This is a genomic window from Brevibacillus fluminis, assembly GCF_052072235.1.
Classification (GTDB): Bacteria; Bacillota; Bacilli; order Brevibacillales; family Brevibacillaceae; genus Brevibacillus_D; species Brevibacillus_D fluminis_A.
The window spans coordinates 5,084,489-5,107,406 of sequence record NZ_CM125436.1; the positions used below are offsets into that span (position 1 = coordinate 5,084,489).

The 22,918-nt window shown below is 54.4% G+C and carries 20 protein-coding genes; 8 read left to right on the forward strand and 12 right to left on the reverse strand.

Annotated elements, in window-relative coordinates; all coding sequences use genetic code 11:
* Positions 1 to 68: 68 nt before the first annotated feature.
* From coxB to ACTID9_RS24960, 5 genes are all read right to left on the reverse strand, one after another.
* Complete coding sequence (coxB, locus tag ACTID9_RS24940) at positions 69 to 1,103, reverse strand: cytochrome c oxidase subunit II (RefSeq protein ID WP_441067777.1); 1,035 nt, start codon at positions 1,101 to 1,103, stop codon at positions 69 to 71.
* 412 nt (positions 1,104 to 1,515) lie between these two features.
* A complete protein-coding gene (locus ACTID9_RS24945; protein WP_441072729.1) occupies positions 1,516 to 2,451 on the reverse strand; it encodes a DMT family transporter in 936 nt (311 codons plus the stop codon).
* Between the two features lie 117 nt (positions 2,452 to 2,568).
* Positions 2,569 to 4,089, reverse strand: a complete 1,521-nt coding sequence (locus ACTID9_RS24950; RefSeq protein ID WP_441067779.1) for an efflux RND transporter periplasmic adaptor subunit — start codon at positions 4,087 to 4,089, stop codon at positions 2,569 to 2,571.
* 51 nt (positions 4,090 to 4,140) lie between these two features.
* Positions 4,141 to 5,598, reverse strand: a complete 1,458-nt coding sequence (locus ACTID9_RS24955) for an ABC transporter permease (RefSeq protein ID WP_441067781.1) — start codon at positions 5,596 to 5,598, stop codon at positions 4,141 to 4,143.
* A 32-nt stretch (positions 5,599 to 5,630) separates the two neighbouring features.
* A complete protein-coding gene (locus ACTID9_RS24960; RefSeq protein ID WP_441067783.1) occupies positions 5,631 to 6,332 on the reverse strand; it encodes an ABC transporter ATP-binding protein in 702 nt (233 codons plus the stop codon).
* 242 nt (positions 6,333 to 6,574) lie between these two features.
* Between ACTID9_RS24960 and ACTID9_RS24965 the strand changes: the two genes are divergently transcribed.
* Entirely contained in the window at positions 6,575 to 6,946 is a 372-nt protein-coding gene (locus ACTID9_RS24965; protein WP_441067785.1) for a hypothetical protein, read from the forward strand.
* 31 nt (positions 6,947 to 6,977) lie between these two features.
* On the opposite strand, the gene ACTID9_RS24970 is transcribed toward ACTID9_RS24965, so the two are convergent.
* From ACTID9_RS24970 to ACTID9_RS24985, 4 genes are read right to left on the reverse strand one after another with little or no spacing between them, the layout of a single operon-like run.
* Positions 6,978 to 8,093 (reverse strand): GerAB/ArcD/ProY family transporter, encoded by a 1,116-nt coding sequence (locus ACTID9_RS24970; protein WP_441067787.1) that lies wholly within the window; start codon positions 8,091 to 8,093, stop codon positions 6,978 to 6,980.
* A gap of 36 nt (positions 8,094 to 8,129) precedes the next feature.
* Positions 8,130 to 8,363, reverse strand: coding sequence for a hypothetical protein (locus ACTID9_RS24975; RefSeq protein ID WP_441067789.1), 234 nt, complete (start codon positions 8,361 to 8,363; stop codon positions 8,130 to 8,132).
* Positions 8,364 to 8,368: 5 nt separating this feature from the next.
* On the reverse strand, positions 8,369 to 9,571 hold the full coding sequence (locus tag ACTID9_RS24980) for a Ger(x)C family spore germination protein (RefSeq protein WP_441067791.1): 1,203 nt from the start codon (positions 9,569 to 9,571) through the stop codon (positions 8,369 to 8,371).
* A gap of 28 nt (positions 9,572 to 9,599) precedes the next feature.
* Positions 9,600 to 11,135 (reverse strand): spore germination protein, encoded by a 1,536-nt coding sequence (locus ACTID9_RS24985; RefSeq protein ID WP_441067793.1) that lies wholly within the window; start codon positions 11,133 to 11,135, stop codon positions 9,600 to 9,602.
* A gap of 167 nt (positions 11,136 to 11,302) precedes the next feature.
* Here ACTID9_RS24985 and ACTID9_RS24990 point away from each other — a divergent pair, with 167 nt between their 5' ends.
* From ACTID9_RS24990 to ACTID9_RS25005, 4 genes are all read left to right on the forward strand, one after another.
* Entirely contained in the window at positions 11,303 to 13,099 is a 1,797-nt protein-coding gene (locus tag ACTID9_RS24990; RefSeq protein WP_441067795.1) for a sigma 54-interacting transcriptional regulator, read from the forward strand.
* A 283-nt stretch (positions 13,100 to 13,382) separates the two neighbouring features.
* The gene (locus tag ACTID9_RS24995) at positions 13,383 to 14,729 is read left to right on the forward strand and encodes an aspartate aminotransferase family protein (protein ID WP_441067797.1); all 1,347 of its coding nucleotides are present in this window, start codon (positions 13,383 to 13,385) and stop codon (positions 14,727 to 14,729) included.
* 107 nt (positions 14,730 to 14,836) lie between these two features.
* Positions 14,837 to 16,342: a YfbK domain-containing protein gene (locus ACTID9_RS25000; protein ID WP_441067799.1), complete on the forward strand. Its 1,506-nt coding sequence runs from the start codon at positions 14,837 to 14,839 to the stop codon at positions 16,340 to 16,342.
* Between the two features lie 14 nt (positions 16,343 to 16,356).
* Positions 16,357 to 16,482: a hypothetical protein gene (locus ACTID9_RS25005; RefSeq protein WP_441067801.1), complete on the forward strand. Its 126-nt coding sequence runs from the start codon at positions 16,357 to 16,359 to the stop codon at positions 16,480 to 16,482.
* Positions 16,483 to 16,509: 27 nt separating this feature from the next.
* Here the strand turns inward: ACTID9_RS25005 and pdxR are convergent, their stop codons facing one another.
* A complete protein-coding gene (gene pdxR / locus ACTID9_RS25010) occupies positions 16,510 to 18,000 on the reverse strand; it encodes a MocR-like pyridoxine biosynthesis transcription factor PdxR (protein ID WP_441067803.1) in 1,491 nt (496 codons plus the stop codon).
* Between the two features lie 121 nt (positions 18,001 to 18,121).
* Between pdxR and ACTID9_RS25015 the strand changes: the two genes are divergently transcribed.
* Positions 18,122 to 18,694, forward strand: coding sequence for a GNAT family N-acetyltransferase (locus tag ACTID9_RS25015; RefSeq protein ID WP_441067805.1), 573 nt, complete (start codon positions 18,122 to 18,124; stop codon positions 18,692 to 18,694).
* A gap of 2 nt (positions 18,695 to 18,696) precedes the next feature.
* Here the strand turns inward: ACTID9_RS25015 and ACTID9_RS25020 are convergent, their stop codons facing one another.
* Positions 18,697 to 19,662, reverse strand: a complete 966-nt coding sequence (locus ACTID9_RS25020) for a Gfo/Idh/MocA family protein (protein ID WP_441067807.1) — start codon at positions 19,660 to 19,662, stop codon at positions 18,697 to 18,699.
* A 130-nt stretch (positions 19,663 to 19,792) separates the two neighbouring features.
* Here ACTID9_RS25020 and ACTID9_RS25025 point away from each other — a divergent pair, with 130 nt between their 5' ends.
* Entirely contained in the window at positions 19,793 to 20,698 is a 906-nt protein-coding gene (locus ACTID9_RS25025; protein ID WP_441067809.1) for a LysR family transcriptional regulator, read from the forward strand.
* A 47-nt stretch (positions 20,699 to 20,745) separates the two neighbouring features.
* Here the strand turns inward: ACTID9_RS25025 and ACTID9_RS25030 are convergent, their stop codons facing one another.
* Positions 20,746 to 21,876: a histidine kinase N-terminal domain-containing protein gene (locus ACTID9_RS25030; protein WP_441067811.1), complete on the reverse strand. Its 1,131-nt coding sequence runs from the start codon at positions 21,874 to 21,876 to the stop codon at positions 20,746 to 20,748.
* 84 nt (positions 21,877 to 21,960) lie between these two features.
* On the opposite strand from ACTID9_RS25030, the gene ACTID9_RS25035 reads away from it, so the two are divergent.
* Positions 21,961 to 22,659 carry a DNA alkylation repair protein gene (locus ACTID9_RS25035; RefSeq protein WP_441067813.1) on the forward strand — a complete coding sequence of 233 codons (699 nt, stop codon included), beginning with the start codon at positions 21,961 to 21,963 and terminating at the stop codon, positions 22,657 to 22,659.
* Positions 22,660 to 22,918 lie beyond the last annotated feature (259 nt).

Sequence of the window (22,918 nt, forward strand, 5' to 3'; positions counted from 1 at the left end):
GGTTTTACCTCCTTTGCAGTTTCACTTGAGTCAAAAACGGCTTGACTCATCGCTCGTTTCATATGAAATTATTGCTTTGGCAACCCATTATCGTAATCGATTTTCAGCTCGCCGAGGTACTCAACCAGCGCGTTGATTTGATCGTCCGGCAGGTTCAGGTTCGGCATTTTGTTGCCTGGTTTCATTGCTTGCGGATCTTTCAACCATTTATGTAGCTCTTCTGCGTTGTTAGGAAGAATACCAGCAAGGCGTTCGCGACTTGCAAGATCGGTCAGGTTTGGACCCAAACGACCACCTTCAGAGCCAATCGCGTGGCATCCGATACAGCTTTTCTTGAATACTTCCTGGCCTTGTTTTGCCAAATCGGTTTTTGGCGTAACAGAAGCCGTTTTCAATTTTGTCGCCCATTCATCGAACTTCGCCTGGTCAACTGCAACCACTTTGAAGTCCATCAGCGCATGGGCCGCACCACAAAGCTCAGCACATTTGCCTTTATAAATGCCCGGTTTGTCTGCCTGGAGCCAGATGTGGTTTTCGTCACCAGGGTTGGTGTCGATTTTACCGCCGAGTGCAGGAATCCAGAATGCATGGATAACGTCAGCAGACGTAACGGTAAATTGAACTTTTTTCCCGGTAGGAATATACAGGTCTTGCGCAGTGTGGATGCCCAGGTCTGGATATTCGAATTCCCACCAGAATTGGTGAGCCGTGACATTCACTTGCATCGCTTCAGCTTTGTCATAACGCTTCTCCAAATCAAAGCCGATCGTAACCGTTGGTACCGCCATGATGATCAAAAGCACAAAAGGAATAACTGTCCAAATGATTTCCAGTTTATGATTCCCTTCAACCTGCTTCGGATAACCGGTTTGACCTGGCTTTTTGCGATAGCGAAGCAAAACATAAACCCAAAGAATGAAGACGACACAGAAAACGCCAGCCATGATGCCGAAGGTAAGCTTCATCAACCAGAATTGGGATTCTGCCACAGGCCCAGACGGCGTTAAGGCAGAGAGGGTTGGGTCGCCACAACCCGTAAGCACTAGCGTCAACGCCATTACGGCGAAAAGCAGACGCATAGCATGATGCCAACGACTCTTCATACAATAAACCCCACTTTCTCTGTGTTGTAATAGATCCAGCTGTGCCTCCAGCCGGAAATCTATTAGCACCCTTTTTTACACGAGTACCGAATGAATGCTCGGCAGGTTACTTCCATCTCTTATCATAACCACAAAGATGAAAAGTAATAGCAAACATTCCCCAGTCTCAAGGCAAAAAAGAGCACCGGCGATCAGTGATCGAATAAGTGCAAAACGGTCGGGGCCGTTTTGTTTGACCGCGAACGGTCATAACCTAAATTATGAAAAACGTGGAAGCCGTTTTTCACAGAAAAAAGCCGCTCACTCGGGTTTGGCATAGCCCGGGAGAGCTACTTCTCATTAAGTATACCTAAAAAACATTGGAAAGAATTTGTCTTTTGTTAGCAATTTGTTAACAATTTTGTGAACAATATTACGAACTTTTTTCCAACGGTTTTCGCTGGCCCAAAATGCTGTGCAAAACCATTCCTGCCATCACGAGCACCATCCCGACATTGGACCATGCGGACGGCAGCGGCGCTTGCAAAATCAGCATCTCCAGCACGACCGCAAAGATCACCTCCCCCGCTTGCGTCGCCTCGATTGCTGCCAGCTGCTGGGCATTCCCTTTGGCCATGTCGGTCGCCGAAAAAAACAGCAGCGTCGCCACGACGCCGGACGTGATCGCGACTAGGAGCGTCTGGACAAGTTGACCGGCTGATGGCAAGCCCGCATCGTTCCACCCGATCGCCGCGAGGATCACCCAGAGCGGCAAACTGGCAATCGTCATGCCCAGCGTTCGCTGAAAGGCGTCGAGACGCCCTTGGCACAATGCCATCATCTTGCGGTTGCCCAGCGGATAGGCGAAGGCGGCGATCAAGACCGGGATGACGCCGAACAGCAACTGCGCCACAGACAAGCCTTCGGCATGCTGCAGCTGCATGACGGCGACGCCGAGCAAAATCAAGCCTGACATCCACAGGCCATGCAGCGGAATTTTTTGCTTCCGTCCGTCTGCATCCTGAAAAAACGGGACCAAAAGCGAGCCTGCCACAATGGTGATTTGCCATGTGCCAGCCGTAAGCCAGCCCGGACTGTAAGCCGCGGCGAAGGTGATCGGGGCATAAAACAATCCGAAGCCGACAAAGCTCCACCACACCCATGCCCACGGCCGCTGTCTCATTTCCACGAACAGCGCCCGCAAATTGCCGCGATACCAGACCAGACCGAGCAGAAGCGGAACCATGAAAAAGTAGCGGAGCGACGAACTCCACAGCCAGCTACCACCCGACAGGTCCATCGCCCGGTTCAACACAAAGGTAAATGCGAAAAAAAATGATGCCGCGATGCCAAGCAAAATGGCCTTCAATCCAATCCCCTCTTTGCCGTAACATACCATGCGTTTTTTCATTATAACAGGGGTTTCCTGATCGCGGCCGAAAAAAAAGCAGCCTTCTTCCATCGCAAGAAGAGGCTGCCCATGATCTTATCCCATACCGCCTGTGACCATGACTTCATCGCCGGCTTTAATGCCGCTCTTGATCTCGATGAACTCGGCGCCTTCAATACCGATCTCCACTTCCTTCGGCGTCGGTTCGCCGCTGTTCGGATCTTTCACCATGACGGTGCCTTTGCCTTCTTCCAGCACTTCCACCGCATTCACAGGCAGGCGCACCACGTTTTCTACCTTGTTGACATTGATGTCGCAATCGCCCGTCATTCCGTGCTTCATCTTGCCACCGTCGGCGATCAAGATCTTCACCTCAAAGCGGACCGTTTTGTCCTGCGTGGTGCCTTCCTGCGGAATTTCCACGACCTTCCCTTTGAAAACCTGGTTGCCGAACGCCGTCACATAGACATCGACGGTTTGCCCCACCTGAATGTAGGGAATGTCCACCTCGTCGACGGATGCCTTCATATAAACAGAGGACATGTCCATGATGACCATCGCCGGCTTGCTGCCGTCGATCTGCTCGCCTTCTTTGGCGTTGATCTTGGTGACGACGCCGCCGACGGTTGCCGTCACCTGCTTTTTGCTCAAGTCGCGCTTCTTCTGGATCAACTCAAGCTGCGCTTCTTTCAGGCTAATCTCTTTTTCTTTCTTTTCCAGATCGCTCGCTTCCATGTCCATCTCGACCATCGTTTGGCCAGGCTGCACCGCGTCATCTTCCTTCACGAGCACTTTGCTGACTTTCCCTTCCGTACCCGCCACGATTTCCATCTCTTCAGGGAATTCGAACTTGGTGACGATTTGGCTCAGCCCGATCTCGCCGTTCGGCCCGCGGTATTCGACCTGGCCGATGTCGCCGACGCCCAATCCGCTGTCCTTTTTCACCAACACCTCAACGTCATACAGCACGCCGGCGTTGTCTACCTTTTTCCCGACCTGATCGATTTTGGTTACGACCCCCTCCGTGTAGGTGAGCGATGCACGCAGGAAGACGCGCACTTTTTGGCCAACCTGGAACTTGGTTGATTGCACGGAATAAAATTTTCCGACGATCTTCAGATGATCCATGTCGATGACTTTGGCGATCACCTGATTGGTGGATACCGTTTCCCCTGCCTTGACCATGATCTCCTTGATCTTGCCTTTTTTATCCGAAACGATCTTGTCCTTTCGTTTGCCCAGCTCCAGCATATCCCGCTCCAATTTGGAGAGCGCGATCTCTTGCTTTTGAATCTGCAATTCCGCATCTGCGCTGTCAAACGTGAACAGCGGTGTCCCTTTGCTGACATGCTGCCCTTCCTTGACCAGAATCCGCTCCACCTTTGTTGACATGTCCGGCTTTACCTCTTCATGCGCTTTGGCTTCTACAGTCCCGGTCGCATAAATCGTCTTCTTGACCTCGCCCATGTCAGCAGTCACCGTAGGCAGCTGCGGCTTTTCCTCCATGACCGGTTCCTCAGCGGCTGAATTCGCTTTCCAATAATGATAGCCGCCATAGCCTCCGCCCCCCAACACAACCACGAGACTGCTGATAATGATCCACTTCTTCTTGCTCATAGTACCCTCTCATTCTGCTCACGACTTTTATTTTTCTTCTCTCTCTTAGGTCTATTCGGAACGAATCGCTTGCAATGGACTTAGACGGGACGCGCGGAACGCCGGGAAGATCCCCGCCAGCAAGCCGATGACGAATGAAAATCCGATGGCGAACATGGCGAGCCACAATGGGACGACCGCCAGCTTCGTCGGCGTGTCTCCGGCAGGCATGCGCCCGCCGAACAAATTGAAGTCCGGATTGCTGGCTGCGACATAATTGAGGATTTCTACCGCGCCGTATGCGAGACCCAATCCTGTGATGCCGCCGATCAGCCCGATAAAACCGGACTCGATCAAAAACAGCCAGCGAATATTGTAAACGGTCGCGCCGATGACTTTCATGATCCCGATTTCCTTCGTGCGTTCCAGGATGGACATGATCATGGTGTTGACGATCCCGATTGTCGCGACGAGCAACGAGATCGCGGCAATTCCGCCCAAAATCAACTGAATGACAAAGAAGAATTTATTGATTTCCTTCAACTCACGCGCAGGCGAATAAATTTCATACCCGAATTTTTGCGCGCCTTCCACAACTTTTTCCACGTTCTCGCGGCTGTCGACTTTGACAAAAATGCTTTCGAATTCCGGCTTCGCCTTATCGTTGCGAGAGCGCTTGCGCGGCGTGTCACCGCCATTGTTTTGCTGGTCCTGCTGCTCCAGCCACTTGTTCATTTCATCCACCATGGCGAGCGGCACATAGGCGACCGGGCCTCGGCCAAAGCGGCTGTTTTCTTCTTTCTGGAACTGGCCGACCACTCGCACGCGAATCTCTTTTTTCTCAAATTTGCGGTCGCCGTTCGAATCTTCGTAATCGCGGCTCAGGACAAAGGTTCCGGTTTTGCCGACCGCATTGAACGCAGCCGGCATGTCAGGGCCGCCCTCCCCTCCGAATCCGCCGCCCATATCGGCTGGACGCCCTGCCCGTTCATTGGCGCGGCGCTTCCGCTCTTCACGCTTATCTTTTTCCACATCGCGCATTTCGCGGGGGACCTCGTAGGAAATGACGATTTCGTTCGGCTGTCCGCTGAGGTATTCTCCTTTTTCAACCGTGCTTTTTTTCATGACGCTCGATTCCTTGACGTCTACGCCGATCACTTGCAGATGTCCCTCACGCCTGCCGATTTTCAGCTTGGCGTCGCTGTGCAGCTGCCGTGTTGGCATGACAGCTTGTACGCCCGGAATCTGCTTGAGTTCCAGAACGGCATCTTCATTCAGCTTCTTCACTTTATCGGGCGGAATCGGCTTTTGGGTTTTTTCATCCCAATACATCGGGGCAACTTCCATTTCAGTGAGATTGCCGAAATTCTCCAGGCTTTTTACCGCGCTTTCCTTCAGGCCCAAGCTGAGCGAAATCATGGCGACAATCGCAGCCGTACCGATCATGACCCCGATCGAGGTCAGGATGGTCCGCAGCTTCATCCGCCACAGATTGCGCCACACAATCCGCAATGAATCCAATAGTTTCAATTCTCCCACACCTTTTTATGCATTTGCATGATTTACGCCAGCATGCCTTCCTTCTGAATGACCCTGCCATCCTTGAGATAAATCACGCGGTCCGACATCTCCGCCACCCCTTGGTCGTGCGTGACGATGACGAATGTCGTTTTGTTTTCGCGGTTCATCTCGCGCATCAGGATCAAGATTTCCTCTTCCGTCGCGCTGTCGAGGTTCCCTGTCGGCTCATCCGCCAAGACGATGCTCGGCTTGGTTACAAGAGCGCGGGCGATACTGACGCGCTGCTGCTGTCCACCCGACAACTCATTGGGACGGTGCTTCATCCGCTCTTCCAAGCCAACCATCGCAAGCATTTCCTTAGCCCGCTTGATCCGGTTGCGCCTGCTCTCGCCGAGGAAGACAAGCGGCAGCTCGACATTTTCCAATGCGGTCAAATTGGGCAGCAGATTGAAAGACTGGAAGACGAAGCCCATCGATCTGCGCCGAAACAGGCACAGCTGATTTTCGTTGTATCGGGAGATTTCCTCGCCGCTGATGAAAATCTGCCCTTCCTCCGGCCGCGTCAATCCCGCCAACAGACTGAGCAGCGTCGATTTTCCTGACCCTGACGTCCCGCAAAGCGCGACGAATTCACTGTTGTTGATATGTAGCCCCACGTCGTACAACACCGGCACTTTCAGTTTGCCCGCACCGTAGCTGTGATTGATTCCGACTGCGGTTAATTCCCCTGGCTTATTGCTCATCTGCATTACCCCTCAGTTACTCTGGCAGAATATTTTTTCCAACTCTGTAAGTATGACGAACGAGCAGAAATAAAGTTACAACCTTTTCCTGCAGGTATTGACACTCCAAAATGTGCTAGATTTGCGGCTTCTTTCCCTGTAAAAACGCGAAAACAAGCAGATGACCATTCACATTCGTACAAGAACCCTACCCGACTCTTTCATATTGTGTAACGATCACTAAGAGAATGAGGTGAAAAGAGATGGAAACCAGTCTTCGTCTTTCGCTGTATTCCCAGAAAAACTACAAGGGGCGCCGGATTCGCTTTAAACGCGGCGGTGTTGCGATCCGCGACATGCACGCCTTCGATTTCAACAACAGGCTCTCCAGTTTTCGTGTCAGCAACCTGAGAGAACCCGACAACGTAACGCTTGTGCTGTTCTCCGCGGCTAATTTTAAAGGCAAAGTCAGAGTCTTCCGCGGTACGCAAAACATCTCCCGGCTTTCGCGATTCTGCTTTGACAACATCACGACATCGCTGATCCTCGTCTGCGGCCGGATGTCAGATGATGCCATTTCCGAGATTTGCCGAACCGGTCAGCTTCCCAAAAACATTTTGGTCATCAGTGATTGAGTGGTGCTGTAAAAAAAGCAACCGTCGGAAACTATCCGCTGTTTGACGGTTGCTTTTCTTTGCGGTGAATTCGTATTTTGGCTATGGCAAGCAAGAAAAGCGGGATCGCCAAACCGACGGTCAGCGAAAGTGGAGTCCATGCCGTTCCAATGAATGTGCGGAAACTCGTCAAATTGGGTGAAACCAGCAGGGAGCCAGCGATGACAAGCGGCGCCATCGCGATGGTCAGCTGTCGGCCCTCTTGGAGCCCTAGCATTTGTGCCAGACTGACGGTTAATGCATAATAGCTGACGCTCGTTTTAAAAAAGATGGAGACGAACCACAGAATGGCGATGGCCACTTCGATCCGTTCCAGAAAATGACCGATGCTGATTTGCCTTGTCAAGGTGTAGCTCGGGTACGTTGCATCTGTCGCTATCAATGCGCCATCCACCAAAATGGTTGTCAGAACGAGCAGAAAGAGAAGCATGGTTCCCCCTGCCATTCCTTGAAAAAGCGCACGAGCAGCCTGCTGTCGCTGAATGACGGTCGGCATTATCATCAGAAAGGTCACCAGCTCCAGGAAAGGAAGCCCGAGAAAAGGGATGGCACCCCGGATGACCGGTTTCCCCCCGTTTTCCATCACCGGCAAGAGGTGATCGATGTCCATCTTCGGAATCAGGCAGACAATCAAAATGAAAAAAAGCAGCAGCAGCCAAGGAAAAAATATTTCAGCGGCGCGGGTCAACGCTTCGAGGCCGATCCGCATTCCCCAAACGATGATCAGCAAGTAAATGATGTGAATCGCTTGGATCGGCGTATAAACAAGGAAGAACGTCGTTAAAAAATCGCCGATTTCTCGAACCAGAAGTGAGGTCAGAAGCAGAAAGTAGACAAAATAGACCCACGACACCAACTGACCGATCCATCTGCCAAAAACAAGCATATTCATTTGTACCAGCGTCAGCTGCGGATGAAGACGGTAGAGAGCTGCATACACGTAAACGAAGCCAAGGGAAATGACGCCCCCGACCATCACCGAGATCCATGCGTCCCGCCCTGCCCCGGCGGCCACACTGCCGGTCGCGACTATGATGGAGCTTCCGATTGTAAAGATCAAGACGAGCAGACGAAGTTGCGCAGCCGTGATCTTTCCATTATCCTGCATCTTCTCCCCACCTTCTTTTTTCCGGCACACCCTTGCTCATTTGAGAAAACGGTCAACCATATCACTGACCGGTTTGTACACCGCAATGATCCAATCCAGTGGATTCGGCAGTTCAATATGCAGCGCCAGGGCGATATTCAGCCCTGTCCCGATAAGCAGCAGAACCGAAAATGTCCACAGCTCCCGCCTCTGCTTTTTTTTGAGCAGACTCGGCACCTCAATGAAACAAATGACCAAAATCGCGATGAGTATTCCCACTACACTCCCCATACGTTCTACTCCTTGATATATTGCGTCAGCGAGTTGGTTGCTTTCCCAAGCCGCCTGATATGAATATCCGGTTCAAAGTGAACTTTCAGCTTGGGAAAATATGTGGTCTCCCAATCTTTTCGGATCTTTTTCCAAGTCTTTGGGTCGGCACGATGCAGCGCCGAGCCGAAGCCGAAAATATCGACCTGGTATTTCTTTTGCACAAAGCTGATGGTCGCCGCAATCAGCTGCCCAAATTGTTTTTCCGCCGCTTTTTCCAGCTCAGCGATCACCTTCGGGTCCGTCAAATCAATCTTGCACGCCACTTCCCCCACATTTTCCTCGACCCGGACCTGAATCGTGATTTCCGGCTGGCCGTTGACGAACTTCCCTTTGATTTTGGACTCAGAGCGGATGACTTCCAGCCCTATGATTCCGCCTTTCGGGCACTTGACTTCACCGATCGTGCTTTTCACCTGGTTGGTGATGTAGTTGTAGCCTTTGCTCTGCTCCTCATTCAACCAGCCAATCAGCTTATCCCGCCGAAAAACCCCCAACCCGGAATAGGCAAGCGTGGTAATCGGCTGGATGTTGTCGATATTCGCCCGGGTTTCTCCCTGTTTGTTCAGGTGCCTCAGCGCAAGCCCGGTCAAAACCGGCTCCTTGCCTTCTTCCGCCAAGGTCGATGCCAGGTCGAACAGCGTAATGGCACTCGTCGGCGCCCACGCTTTTTGCGACGCTTCCAGTGAAGAAAACAGTTTGACCGCCGGAATTTTTTCAATCGTGGTCAAAATCTTCAACGTATCTTCCGCATGATGCTCTTTTTTTGCAATGACGACATAAAAATCGCTCCGCACTTCCTGATCCCGCAGGACGAGATCCAGAACTTTGCTGATGCCATCCCGCGCCAGCTCCTCCGAAATGATCAGCATGCGCAGATGGGACAAGTAGATTTTGCGTGGAGACACGCTGGTCATTTTCCGCAGCGCTTCGAAAACCGTGCCGGCGGATTGCTGGTAAAACATCACGGGCAAATAGCCATTGTTTCCACCCTTTGAGGCAACCGCGCCCGGGTTTACCACCTGCACGCTGACTTTGTAGTCTTTTCCATCCTTATCAATCGCAAGCGCGACCGCGATCGCCAATTCGTTCAGCTCCCGCCGGTTCCAACAGCCAGAAACAAAAAGAAGGAGGCAGAGCAGCCCCAAGAAAAGTCCCTTTTTCCGCATCTCGCCTCAACTCCCCCTTTCCATCGGCTTATTGGCGCTGTTTTGGCCGGTTGCTTTTTTGCCGGACATTGTTCCAGGAACTGATCAGATGGGGCCGGGTCAGCATCATCCAGCGCGGGACGCGGACCAGCACATCTTTTTGGTCGGAAATCTGTATCGGGGCAAGCGGGCTCATGTACGGCACACCAAAGCTCCGCAGGCTGCACAAATGCAGGACGAGCGCGATCAAGCCGACGATGATGCCGAAAATGCCGAACGAGGCAGCCAGCCCCATCAGCACAAACCGCAACATCCGCACGGGAATCCCCATGTTGAATGCCGGAAACACAAAATTCGAGATGGCGGTGATCGAGACGACGATGACCATCGCGGCGGAAACGATTCCTGCGTCAACCGCCGCCGTCCCGATGACCAGCGTACCAACGATCGACATCGCTTGCCCGACCGCCCGCGGCATCCGCACGCCCGCTTCGCGCAAAATCTCAAACGTGATTTCCATCACGAGCGCTTCGATAAATGCGGGAAAGGGCACACCCTCCCGCTGCGCTGCCAGGCTGATCAAAAGCTGGGTCGGCAGCATCTCCTGGTGAAACGTGGTGATGGCGATGTACAGCGACGGACCGATCAGCGCGATAAAAAAACAGAGCAGGCGCAGAAAGCGCAGCAGCGTGCTGATGTCGGAACGCTGGTAGTAATCGTCAGCAGACTGGAAAAACTCGACGAACAGGGCAGGCACCGTCAAGACGAACGGCGTCCCGTCCACGACGATGGCAACGCGCCCCTCAAGCAAATTCGCGCTCACTACATCGGGCCGCTCTGAATTGAAGATGGTGGGAAAAGGCGTCGCGGTGCGGTCCTGGATTTCTTCCTCAATGAAGCTGCTCTCCAGCACGCTGTCCAAATCGATCCTGTCCAGACGGGTGCGCACCTCTTCCACCACTTTTTCATTGGCAATCCCTTCGATATACATGATCGCAACGTCCGTTTTCGTCGATCGCCCCACCATCCGCTGCTCCACGCGCAGCCGGGTGTCGCGGATGCGCCGGCGAATCAGCGCGGTATTGGTGCGCAGTGTCTCTGTAAAGCTGTCCCGGGGCCCGCGAATGATCGATTCTGTCGATGGCTCCGAGATCGCCCGGGTTTCCCAGCCTTTCAAGGAAAGCAGAAATCCGACATCCAATCCCTCAAAGAGAAGAATGACGTTGCCGGACAGCAACGAGGTGAACAGATTATCGAAATCGGCGATTTCCATAACGGCGGCGACCGTGATGACGTCGTTTTTAAGCCGTTGCAAAAAGCCCTCTTCCGCGTGCAAAACGGCAGCCCACTCCGCCGGGTCCATTTTGAGCATGAGCGGCTCCATCACATAATGATGAAGCGACTGCGTATCCACCAAGCCTTCCGTATAAAAAAGCGCAGCCCGGAGCGGCGCTTCTTCCGTGCCGATCAAAAGCTCGCGCAATACAATGTCTGAAGCGAAATGAAGCTCCTCCAGCACCTTCGTGATGTTATCCTGGAGGCTCGGATATAACGGTTTCAGTTGTTCCGGAGCCTGCTCGCGCATCGCTGCCCTCCTGTCAAAAGCCAAGGTTGTGTCTATTATTTCCTTGCATATTTGCCTTCATGCGAATCCCGCAGCCGCAAAATCATTGCCCGCCGCTCTGCTTTTTCGATACAATTTTCCTAACATCTGCCGTTTTCCTGAGGCTACGCGATCGGAGGTCACCTGTCATGTCACGTTTATTGGATATTCGCCAGACGACCCAGGAGGTTGCGGAAGCGATCACCGCCGCATTGGGAATCGACGTCGAGATCATCGACGACCGTCTGACCATCATCGCCGGAACAGGGCGTTATAAAGAAAAGATCGGGCAAAAGGAAGAGGAGGGAAACGTGCAGTCCGGGCTGACGTACAGCCAGGTGCTGCAAACCGGCGAACCGTATGTCATCGAAGATGCCCAAAACAACGCGGACTACGCCGCGCTGGAGGCGGAGCTGGCCGAAGTGTGCTGTCCCATCAAGCTGGGCGGACGGGTGATCGGCCTGATGGGGCTGGTTGCCTTCACCGAGCAACAGCGCCATACGCTCCTCGGCAACCGTGGCCCTCTGCTCACGTTTTTGGAACGGATGGCCGATTTGCTCGCAAGCAAAGTATCCGAAACCAAAATCGCTACGGAGCTGACGAGCATCGTCGAAACGATCCGCGACGGCATCCTGGCTGTCGATAAGGATGGGATCATTACTTCCTGCAACATGATGGCGGAACGGTTGATCGGGCTAACGCGCGAGCAGCTGATCGGGATCGCCCTTTCCACGATCTGGCCCGACAGCTCGTTTCACGAAGTGCTGCAAAGCGGCGTAGGCTACCGCGATCGGGAGGAGATCCATACGCGCTCCACGCTCCGCCGCGCCGGCATGCCCATGCATTTTTTTACAACCGTGATGCCGATCAACGCCAGCGGTCACGGCGCAAGCAGCGCAGACCATGCACCGCTCGGCGCTGTTCTTTCGTTTCGCGACAGCGCCGATGTGCGGCGGATGGTCTATGACTTGACGGAAAAGGAAGAAAGCTCATCGTTCCAGGAAATCATCGGCACCAGCGAAACGATCCAGCGCGTAAAAGAGCAAGGGCAAAAAATCGCACTCAGCAACTCGACCGTCCTGATTACCGGAGAAAGCGGAACAGGAAAAAGCTTGTTCGCCCGGGCGATCCATCATAGCGGCTCCCGCAAAAAACGGCCGTTCATCACCGTCAATTGCGGCGCGATTCCCGATGCTTTGCTGGAGAGCGAGCTGTTTGGCTATGAGCCCGGCGCCTTTACCGGTGCCAGCAAAAACGGCAAAGTTGGCAAGTTCGAGCTGGCGAACGGAGGCACGATTTTTCTCGATGAAATCGGCGACCTCTCTCTCCATTTGCAAGTCAAGCTGCTGCATGTGCTGCAATACCGGGAGATCGAACGGGTCGGCAGCACCCGCTCCCTGTCTGTCGACGTCCGCGTCATCGCGGCCACCAACCGTGATCTGGAGCAGATGATCGCGGACGGAGAATTTCGCGAGGATTTGTTTTTCCGCCTGAATGTCATTCCGCTCCATCTCCCCTCGCTCAGGGAGCGGCAGGAAGACATCCCCCTGCTGCTCACGCAAGCGCTGGCCAGGCACGCCCGCTTGATCGGCAAGGAAATCAGCGGGTTCGATGAGGAGACGATGGAGCTTTTGGTCGGCTACCATTGGCCGGGAAATATTCGCGAACTCGAAAACGTCGTGGAGTACGCCGTCAATCTGGCGACCGAGCGACTCATCACGGTCGACAGCATCCCCGCCCGCCTGCGCCGCACCGATGCGGGAGAAAAGGAAACGCGCAAGCTGAAGGCACAGCTCGATGTATTCGAAAAGCAGATCATTGAGCGTGTGCTGCGGGAGACCGGCTATTCGGTGGAGGACAAGGTGAAAGCGGCCAAGCTCCTGGGGATCAGCGAATCGACGCTGTACCGCCGCATCCGCGAACTGGGCATTCGGGCGCGTCCGTAGCGTTTGTCAAATTTGAAAAATGGTTGTCAAAAACAACAAACCTGATTGGAGCGCCTCATTTTGTCGGCTCCCTTCTTTTTTGCAGCGCCAATTTGTCAAATTTGAAAAATCGGCAACGAATCGCCAGACCTGATCAGTCCGTCTGATCGGGCTTTTTTTCTTACAGAGATGTGCAACCGCGGCTTACGCCAAAAGCATGGCGTAGCCAGTTTTTCCAATGGCACGAGAATTGCTCATTTTCTTCAGCGGAAACCACTTTTCTGGTGAAGGAGAGACTTGATCCATGATTGATCGCACACGACTGCAATCCCTGATTGAAAAAGAGCTGCAGCTGTTTGAAGAAACGCATCCTCGCTCCAAAGCGCTGTACGAGCGGGCAAAAGCAAGCCTGCTCGACGGAGTGCCGATGAACTGGATGGTAAAATGGGCGGGCGGGTTCCCGCTGTTTGTCAAAGAAGGCTCCGGCGCCTATTTCACGGATGTGGATGACCATCGCTACATCGATTTCTGTCTCGGCGATACCGGCTCGATGACGGGTCATGCGCCGACAGGTTCTGTCGAGGCGATCGCGGACCGCGTCCGCAAAGGCGTCACATTCATGCTACCGACAGAGGATGCGATCTGGGTCGGCGAGGAGCTGACCCGCCGATTCGGTCTGCCGTATTGGCAGGTGGCCGTCTCTGCGACGGACGCCAACCGCTTCGCGCTCCGACTGGCACGCCACATTACCAAGCGCAAGTATGTGCTCGTCTTCAACTACTGCTACCATGGAACCGTGGACGAAACGTTCATCACGCTGACGGACGGGAATGCCCACAGCCGCGTGAGCAACATCGGGCCGGCCATCGATCCGACGATGACCACCAAGGTTGTGGAGTTCAACGATATCGAAGCGCTGGAAAAAGCGCTGGCCCCCGGCGACGTCGCTGCCGTACTGGCGGAGCCTGCAATGACCAACATCGGCATCATCCACCCGGAACCGGGTTTCCTCGATGCCCTGCGGGAAATGACACGCCGCACCGGCACGCTGCTGATTTACGACGAGACGCACACGATGTCGTCAGGACCTGGCGGCTACACCGGTGCACACGGGCTGAAGCCTGACATGCTCACGGTCGGCAAAGCGATCGGCAGCGGCATCCCGACCGCTGTCTACGGATTCAGCCATGAGGTAGCCGCAATGATTCGCGGTTCCATCGATCTGGAAGGTGCGGATGTCGGGGGGATCGGCGGCACGCTGGCCGGCAACGCGCTCTCGATGGCAGCGATGCGCGCCACGCTCGAAAATGTGCTGACCGAAGAGTATTTTGAACGGAACATCGCGCTCGCCGAGCGATTTGCCGATGGCGTGCAAGCCGTGATTGATGAGAAACAGCTCCCGTGGATCGTCAAGCGCCTTGGCTGCCGCACCGAGTATTGGTTCCGCGACACAGCGCCGCGAAATGGCGGAGAAGCTGCTGCCGCAGCCGACTACGAGCTGGACCGCTACATGCACCTGTATGCGCTGAATCGCGGCATTTTGATGACGCCGTTCCATAACATGGCGCTGATCTCCTCACAGACAACAATCGAGGACATCGATTACCATACGAAAGTCTTCCGCGACAGCGTGGAAGAATTGCTTGGCTAAGGCAGCGCCCGCTTGCCTCGCCGATCGCCCCGTGAACCTGTTTCACGGGGCTTTTCCATGCAACATTCCTTATTTTTCCACGTCATAGCATCAAAGGGGGTTTTACCTTGAAAAAAAGAAAAATCATGGGGCTCATCGTCACAATGTCACTCGTCACCGCAGGCTGCAGCAGCGGCCAGGCACCCGCCCCGGCAGGCGGCAATGAGGCGCAAAGCCAATCCCGGGGACAAATGGCCGTCGCGGATTCCAGTGCGTCCGCTCCTCATCCAAACGCCATCGGGAACGGCATGTACTTTGAATCGTACGGTACCAACGCCTTTGTCTCGACAGCCGAAGACCACCTCTCCACCTTCGCCGTCGATGTCGACACCGGGGCTTATTCTGTCATGCGCAACTACATTTCCCGCGGCTCGTTGCCGCCCGAAAGCGCTGTTCGGCTTGAGGAATTCATCAATTATTTTCCGCTTGCCTACGAACCTCCCAAAACCGGCACCTTCGCCATCTTCACAGATGCAGCCCCCTCCCCGTTTTCCCCTGGCAGCGATGTGGTGCGGATCGGGATCAAAGGCAAAGAAATCGCCGCCCATGAGCGCAAGCCGGCGAATCTTGTCTTTGTCATTGACATTTCCGGATCGATGAATCGGGAAAATCGCCTGGGGCTGGTGAAACAAAGCCTCGCTGTGCTGGTGAATCAGCTGACCGAGGAGGATCGGGTCGGAATCGTCGTGTACGGCTCGAACGGGCGTCGCCTGCTGGAGCCGACCTCCATCCAGGACAAAGGCAAAATTTTGGCCAGCCTCGACTATCTGATACCGGAAGGATCAACCAACGCGGAGGAAGGGTTGCAGCTTGGTTATGCGATGGCGGCAGAGTCTTTTTTGAACGGCGGCATCAACCGTGTCATCCTCTGCTCGGACGGCGTCGCCAACGTGGGCGAAACGCGCGCCTCCGCTTTGCTGGAGCGCATCGACCAATACGCCTCCGACGGCATTTTGCTCAGCACGTTCGGCTTTGGCATGGGCAATTACAACGATACGCTGATGGAGCAGCTTGCCGACAAAGGGAATGGGGTCTACGCCTACATCGACAGCTTTTCCGAGGCGCGCCGGGTGTTCACCGAAGCATTGACCGGCACGCTGCAAACGATTGCGAAGGACGCCAAGATTCAGGTCGAGTTCGATCCCAAGCAGGTGGCGGAATACCGTCTGCTCGGCTATGAAAACCGGGACGTGGCGGATCAAGACTTTCGCAATGATCGCGTGGATGGGGGCGAAATCGGGAGCGGCCACAGTGTGACCGCCTTGTATGAGGTGAAACTGCGAGGAAACAGTTCGCACGATCTGGGCAAGGTCCGCCTCCGCTATCAAAACCCGGACTCAGGAAAAACGGAGGAAATCGAGAAGGCGATCGGCCCTGCAAGCAGCAAGCCCGCTCCCGAGCTGCTCTTCCTTTGTGCCGTTGCCCAATATGCCGAGATTTTGCGCGGAAGCCCGTGGGTGCAGGATGGCTCGCTCGAATCGGTGCTGGAAGTGGCGCAGCCTGTCGCCAAGGGAGAAGAGCAGCTGGAGTTCATCAAGCTGGTAAAAGACGCTCTGGCCTTACGCGGCAGGTGAAAAATGGGAAAGGAATGAGCGGAAACATTCCTGCACCCCCGCCTACCTCCTCCTTCGGCAAAGGCGAGCTGCTGGAAGCAAGCATCGTGCAGTTTAAAAACGGCAAACTGGTCAAAACCGACGAACTGAAAAAAGGATAAACACGCAGAAAAAAGAGAGCCCACCGTTCACCGTTCGCGGGCTCTCTTTTTTTCTGCGCCGAACCACGCCTCGTGCAGCCGTTCGATACCGGGGCGGATGTCCTCGATGCGCATGCCGCCGAACCCAACCAAAATGTGCGGCACAGCATCAAGATTTTGCTTCATCCAGCTTCGTGTCGTCGTATATACCTTGACCCCGCGTGCCGCCGCTTCTGCTGCCAACTGTTCGGCCGTCGCAGCCAGCTTGATCCGCAGGACGATATGAAGGCCCGCAGATTGGGCCACGACCTCCACCCGATCCTTGGGCATGATCGACGAGATCGCGTCAAGCAGCTCGGCATGCTTGCGCCCATACAGGCTGCGCATCCGGCGCACATGGCGATCCCAGTGGCCTTTTTGCATGAACAGCTGCAGCGTGCGCTGATGAATGCGCGGAACCGGGCACGGGTAAAAGGAAAAGTGCTGCAAGTAACGCTCCAGCAGGGCAGGCGGCAGCACGGTGTAGTTCACCCGCAAGGCCGGCGACAGCGCTTTGGAAAAATTGCTGATGTATACGACCCGGCCGTCTCGGTCCAAGCCTTGCAGCGATGGCGTCGGCTTCACATTGTAGCGAAACTCGCCGTCATAATCGTTCTCGATGATGTAGCCGCCTGTCTCTTGCGCCCACTGCAAGAGTCTCAGCCGTTTGCTGATCGGCATCACCATGCCGCGCGGATACTGGTGCGCCGGTGTCACATAGACGGCATGCGCTCCGCTTTCCGCCAGCCTTTCGACGTTGAGCCCATCCTCCTCCAACGGAATGGGCACCACCTTGTGTCCATATTGCGTAAACACCTCGCGCACATCGGCATACCCCGGCTCCTCCATCGCAATGATACGGCGGTCGGGCCCAAGCATCAGGGCGAGAAAGCCGATGGCCTGCTGGAAACCCGTTCCGAGCAAGATTTGCGCAGCGCTGCAACGTACCGTCCGGGCGCGCTGCAGGTAACGGGCGATTTCCTCGCACAGCTCCGGCTCTCCCTGGTTCTCCCCGTAAAATGAAAAATCATCGCGGAACAAATCCAGCGCCTCACTCGCGCATTTGCGCCACTGTGTGAACGGGAAATGCTCCAGATCGATGATCGAGCCGTGAAAATGGTAAGCGATCGGCGGTGCGGTTGTTCGTTCGTCCCCCTCAGCCACGCCATCATCCTGCACGCAGACATGCGCAGACTGCCCGTTCGCCAGATGACCCGAGACGATCGGTTCCCCCGATTCGTCGATGGTTCGCTCCTCCAATTCCGCCACATAAAAGCCGCTGCGCGCCCGGCTTTCGATGAAGCCTTCGGCGGCAAGCTGCTGATAGGCGGTTTCCACCGTAATTTTGCTTACGGAAAGCGAGCGGGACAGCTGGCGGACAGACGGCAGCCGGGAATGGGCAGCCAATCGGCCGTCCATGATCGTTTCGCGGAAATGGCGATAGATTTGCGCATAGAGTGGCTCTTCCGCTTCGGGATGCAAGCGTGGCGTCATATCCATTCGGTTTGTTCCTCGCAATCTGACCCTGTCATATTTTTCATGACTGACACTATCGATCATGTCAATTTTCCCTTACCATAAGCGTATCACATCGGCGTTGATGATTGGAGGAAAAACGCATATGCATGTTCATCTGCAAGGAAAACGGGTCATTTTGCGAGATTTGCAGCCGGGGGATATCGAGCAAATCTACTATTGGAAGTATCTCGCTGCTGACCGGGAGCACCTCAATTGGAATGGGCCCTATGCGCCGCTTCCGGAGCTTACGCTTGAAGAATTCAGCAAAAAGCATGACGAAAGCCTGTCGCTGTTAGGTACCGCTGCTCCGCGCACCGAGCTGGTCATCGAGATCGACGGCGAGCTGAAAGGAACCGTCGGGCGGTATTGGGTAAGCGAGGTCACCAACTGGTTCGAAATCGGCATCGCCATCTATGACTCTCGCTACTGGTCCGGCGGCTACGGAACCGAAGCGTTCCAAATGTGGATCGACTATTTGTTTACCCACCTGGATACCGTCCGCTTGGGTATCGGCACCTGGTCAGGCAATGAGCGGATGATCCGCCTCGCCGCCAAATGCGGGATGCAGGAAGAAGCGCGCGTGCGCAAGGCGCGGATCGTCCGCGGTGCGTATTACGATGCGATCAAGATGGGCATGCTGCGGGAAGAATGGGAGGAACGAAAAAGCAGGGGGTAAGGTTATCCCCTGCTTTGCAGCAACTTTTCCAGCACGTTTTGCACATCATACCCCGCTTCGAAATCAACCACGTCGCCCTCGCCCGTGCGGATGGTAGAAGCGAGCTGTGTGAGCATGTCCGCGAGATGGTCGGTTGGACCGACAGCAATCTCAGCCAACTCTTCACCAACTCCGCCGCCTTCCAGTCGGCTCCAGTCGACCAGCGCGAGCGTCCCCTTCGTACCATACAGCGTGAATGCGACGCGTTCCTTGCGGGCGATTTGGCTGACGCCATTCATCAGCACAGACGGGCCATCCTCAAGACGCAGGGTGGCGACGATTCCGGTCTCGCATGCCTGCGGATCTTCAGGATACTCCAGTTGGGAGTCGACGGCAGCAACCTTGCCGAACAAGCTCTGCGTCAAATGAATGTAATGCGGCATCACCTCGCGAACGAACCCGCCCTGCTCGCGCCCCCCGATCCAGGGGTTTTGCTGCCACGGACGCGGCCACTGGTGGAAATGCGTCGTAATTTCTACGCGGCGCACCTCGCCCAAAAACCCTTGCGCCATCCGCGCGGACAATTCGCGAAAAGCAGCGCGATAGTACGTGGGAAAATTCATCGCGTGCACAACGCCCGCCCGCCGCGCCGTCTCTCGCATCTCCTCTGCTTCCTCAAGCGTGTTGGCCAACGGCTTTTCACACAAAATATGCTTTCCTGCCGCCAGCACATCGAGCGCAATCCGGTGATGGAAGGCGGGAGGAACTGCGATATACACGAGATCAAGCGCAGCCTCCTGCAACAGAAGCTGATACTCCGTATACCATGGCAAATCCCCCGCCCCTTTGGCCGCTTCTTCCGCGCGTTTCGCGTCCGTATCGCACACCGCCGTCACCTGAAAGTCCGGGTGCGCAAGAAACGTGTGGAACAGTTTGCCCCCCATTCCCCCGAGACCGATTATGCCGACTTGTATTTGTTTGCTCATCATTTCAAACCTTCTTTCCCATCGCGTATGCTCGATTCTTTACCTTAACGATAGGACGTGAAATAACATTCGTCAAATGAATGTTTCCTATATATACTATGATCAAACACTTATAGAAAGCGGCGGTACTCTCATGACGTTTACCCAACTGGAAGTCCTGCTTGCCGTTGTGGATGCCGGCAGCTTTTCCAAAGCGGCAGACGCACTGGCCATGAGTCAACCCGGGATCAGCCATGCGATCGCAAGCCTTGAGGCGGAATTCGGCGTCACTTTGATCAATCGCAGCCGAACAGGCATTACGCTGACCGGAATCGGCGAAAAAATCGTCGCTCGCATCCGCGAGATGCTCCACCAGCGGGAGCTTATTGCACAGGAGATCGCCTTGGAAACAGGCTTGCACACAGGTGCACTCTTCATCGGCAGTTTCCCCAGCATTTTGGCACGCTGGCTTCCGCGTCTCCTCCGTTCGTTTCAATCCGCCTACCCAGGCATCGACCTAAAGGTGAAGGAAGGAAGCTACGAGGAGATCGAGGGCTGGCTGGCGGCTGGCACGGTGCATCTTGGGTTCATCACCCTTCCTGCCAAACAGCTGGAGTCCGTTGCGCTCGTCCAGGACGAGATGGTTGCACTGCTCGCTCCCGACACCCTTTCCCCTTCTGGCGTTCGACACGGAATCACCATGGGTGAACTGGCACGCCTTCCGTTCATCATGCCGATCGCGGGTTGCCAGACGCTGATTGGAGACTTGTTTGACTGTGCGAAATGCCATCCGCACGTCCAGTTCGAGATACGCGAGTCAGCCACGATCGTCAATATGGTTCGCGAAGGCATCGGCGCAAGCATTTTGCCCCGGATGGCTCTTCCACAGCACATGGACGGTGTCCAGGTTGCCTCCCTCGCCCCTTCTCCGGTATTTCGCGAAATCGGCCTGGCTGTGCGCTCCCTTTCGCTCGCATCGCCAGCAGCCCGGGCTTTCCTGCAGTTCGCCAAGCGATGGGTGCAGGAAAATGACGTTGCCGCGCCGGAACCCACCGCCTGATCGGACGAAAAAAAGCGTGAGCACCTTCACAGCCCACGCTTCCCCTCTTATTTTCTCTCCTCCTCATCCGTCTCATGCCGCGGCAGAGGAAAACGGATCGTGAACGTCGTCAACGACTCATCGGAGGTACAGGTGATCGTGCCTTCATGGCGAACGATCATCTGCTTGCAAATGTAGAGGCCGATGCCCGTACCAAGCTCCTTGGTCGTCACGAACGGTTCGAAAATGACCGGCAGCAAATCCTGCGGGATCGGCTGCCCGTTATTGGCGATGCTGATGACGATGTCTTCTTTTTCCCGTTTCACGTCAATCCAGACCACGCGCTCCCCGTTTCGTTTTAATACAGCGTCAATTGCGTTTATAATGATATTTGAGAATACTTGGCGGATTTCTTCACGGTATCCGATCATCCCCAGCCCCGGGTCGATTCGCATGTCGATCTCTACGTTCACATCGACGATTTGCGGGTACAAAAAGGCCAGCGTCTCCTCGAACAAATCAACGAGCAGAATCGGCCCTTTCATCTGCATGGAATGGCCTTTTTTCGAGACCAGCAAAAATTGGGTCACCCGATAATTAAGCAGCTCCAGTTCGTTCATCATGATATCCAAATAGGGCAGATCGGGCTTCTCCTGCATCAGCAGCTTGGTAAACCCCATCACCGATGTCAACGGATTGCGAAATTCATGGACAAAGCTCGCTGACATCTGCGCCAAGAGGGTCAACCGATCTTTGTGGGTCTGGTCAATAAACAGTTGCTTCTCTTCAAGGTCGGTATTTTTCAGCTCATTGTAACGCGTCACCGTTTGGGTGAGAAAATGGTCAAAGCAGTTGCTGATCTTGGTCAAGAGTTCGAATCCCCACTTGACACAAGCGTCGTTCTGGTAGATATGTTGGAACAGAACCTGCCTGCCCAGACTTACGTTATGGACGAAATCACCGATGTTGCTTTTTGCATGAATCCGTTCGACAGCCACTTTGTGAGCCAGCTGTGTCACATCCTCAAGGGTGTTTTTATCCATTACATAACCGATGACCAGATGAAACATGGCAACAATATTCTGAGACATTGCTTCATGGCTTAGGTCCCACTCGGAAAGAATGACACTTTTTCGGAATTCACGAATCAAACAATCCTGGCTCTCCTCCAGAAACCGGGCAAATTCTTCCGTTATCATGGTACGTCACTCCGTCGGTTCTTTTGCAATCATATCTATTGATTATATCGTCATTTTTGGAGAAGAAAAGGAGCGTTGCCTACTATGACCAAAACTTTTGTAAAAAAGTTGCAAAATTTCCTGTTTCCCTACCAAAATTCATCCGAAGCTGCGCCGATGAGCGCCTATATGCGGAACTTATTTCCGTTCCTCGGGATCAAAACGCCAAAGCGCACCGAATTGCTGCGCGCCTTTTTGAAGGAAAACGGCAAGCCTGCCGCAGATGAGCTGGAGGCTGTTGTCCGCGAGCTTTGGGCACTGCCGGAACGCGAGTACCAGTATATCGCGCTGGCTTTGCTGGAAAAGCAGAGCAAGGTTCTGCCCCGCGATGCCATCGGGCTTTTCGAAGACCTGATTGCCGACAAATCGTGGTGGGACACCGTCGATGTGCTTGCCGCGCATCTGGTCGGGGCGTATTTCCGGCAGCATCCGGAGCAAATTCCGGTCTACACCGAAAAATGGCTTTCCTCGGACAATATGTGGCTCAAGCGGACAGCGATTCTTTTCCAGCTTTCCTACAAAGGGGCAACCGACTTGCCGCTGCTGTTCCAGATCATCGACCGCGCTTTGCCTTCCGATGAATTTTTCATCCAAAAAGCGATCGGCTGGGCGCTGCGGGAATATACCAAGACAGACCCAGCGCCTGTGCTCGCCTTCCTGGAAAGCAGGCAGCTGCCGCCATTAAGCAGACGGGAAGCGCTGAAAGTGCTGGAACGGAAAAAACAGCGGGAGCATGTGGAATAGTTGCGAACAACCCGCAAAAACCGGCCGTTTATCAGCAAAAACCGCCGAATTCATACTGCCATTCTGCACGATTCGCATTCTCCTCTGTTTTTCATAGGAGAAGCGCTGTTTTCCCCCTGTCCTTCCTGTTTTTAGGCGACCCTGCGCTCATGGTATAATGAGATCAGATTGAAGAAAGGATCAGGATACCATGTGTCCCTACAGGACCGTCTGGAAACGTTATGACCTCTCCTATATCTAGCGTCGTAGGTAGTTGACT

What these genes read in the sequence shown, in the direction of transcription:
- ACTID9_RS24950 (WP_441067779.1), bottom strand. Translation starts at nt 4,089, where the DNA reads ATGAGCAAGAAGAAGTGGATCATTATCAGCAGTCTCGTGGTTGTGTTG.
- ACTID9_RS24980 (WP_441067791.1), bottom strand. Translation starts at nt 9,571, where the DNA reads ATGCGGAAAAAGGGACTTTTCTTGGGGCTGCTCTGCCTCCTTCTTTTT.
- ACTID9_RS24965 (WP_441067785.1), top strand. Translation starts at nt 6,575, where the DNA reads ATGGAAACCAGTCTTCGTCTTTCGCTGTATTCCCAGAAAAACTACAAG.
- ACTID9_RS24985 (WP_441067793.1), bottom strand. Translation starts at nt 11,135, where the DNA reads ATGCGCGAGCAGGCTCCGGAACAACTGAAACCGTTATATCCGAGCCTC.
- ACTID9_RS24960 (WP_441067783.1), bottom strand. Translation starts at nt 6,332, where the DNA reads ATGAGCAATAAGCCAGGGGAATTAACCGCAGTCGGAATCAATCACAGC.
- ACTID9_RS25020 (WP_441067807.1), bottom strand. Translation starts at nt 19,662, where the DNA reads ATGATGAGCAAACAAATACAAGTCGGCATAATCGGTCTCGGGGGAATG.
- ACTID9_RS25030 (WP_441067811.1), bottom strand. Translation starts at nt 21,876, where the DNA reads ATGATAACGGAAGAATTTGCCCGGTTTCTGGAGGAGAGCCAGGATTGT.
- ACTID9_RS25025 (WP_441067809.1), top strand. Translation starts at nt 19,793, where the DNA reads ATGACGTTTACCCAACTGGAAGTCCTGCTTGCCGTTGTGGATGCCGGC.
- ACTID9_RS25015 (WP_441067805.1), top strand. Translation starts at nt 18,122, where the DNA reads ATGCATGTTCATCTGCAAGGAAAACGGGTCATTTTGCGAGATTTGCAG.
- pdxR (WP_441067803.1), bottom strand. Translation starts at nt 18,000, where the DNA reads ATGGATATGACGCCACGCTTGCATCCCGAAGCGGAAGAGCCACTCTAT.
- coxB (WP_441067777.1), bottom strand. Translation starts at nt 1,103, where the DNA reads ATGAAGAGTCGTTGGCATCATGCTATGCGTCTGCTTTTCGCCGTAATG.
- ACTID9_RS24990 (WP_441067795.1), top strand. Translation starts at nt 11,303, where the DNA reads ATGTCACGTTTATTGGATATTCGCCAGACGACCCAGGAGGTTGCGGAA.
- ACTID9_RS24975 (WP_441067789.1), bottom strand. Translation starts at nt 8,363, where the DNA reads ATGGGGAGTGTAGTGGGAATACTCATCGCGATTTTGGTCATTTGTTTC.
- ACTID9_RS25035 (WP_441067813.1), top strand. Translation starts at nt 21,961, where the DNA reads ATGACCAAAACTTTTGTAAAAAAGTTGCAAAATTTCCTGTTTCCCTAC.
- ACTID9_RS24970 (WP_441067787.1), bottom strand. Translation starts at nt 8,093, where the DNA reads ATGCAGGATAATGGAAAGATCACGGCTGCGCAACTTCGTCTGCTCGTC.
- ACTID9_RS25005 (WP_441067801.1), top strand. Translation starts at nt 16,357, where the DNA reads ATGAGCGGAAACATTCCTGCACCCCCGCCTACCTCCTCCTTCGGCAAA.
- ACTID9_RS24995 (WP_441067797.1), top strand. Translation starts at nt 13,383, where the DNA reads ATGATTGATCGCACACGACTGCAATCCCTGATTGAAAAAGAGCTGCAG.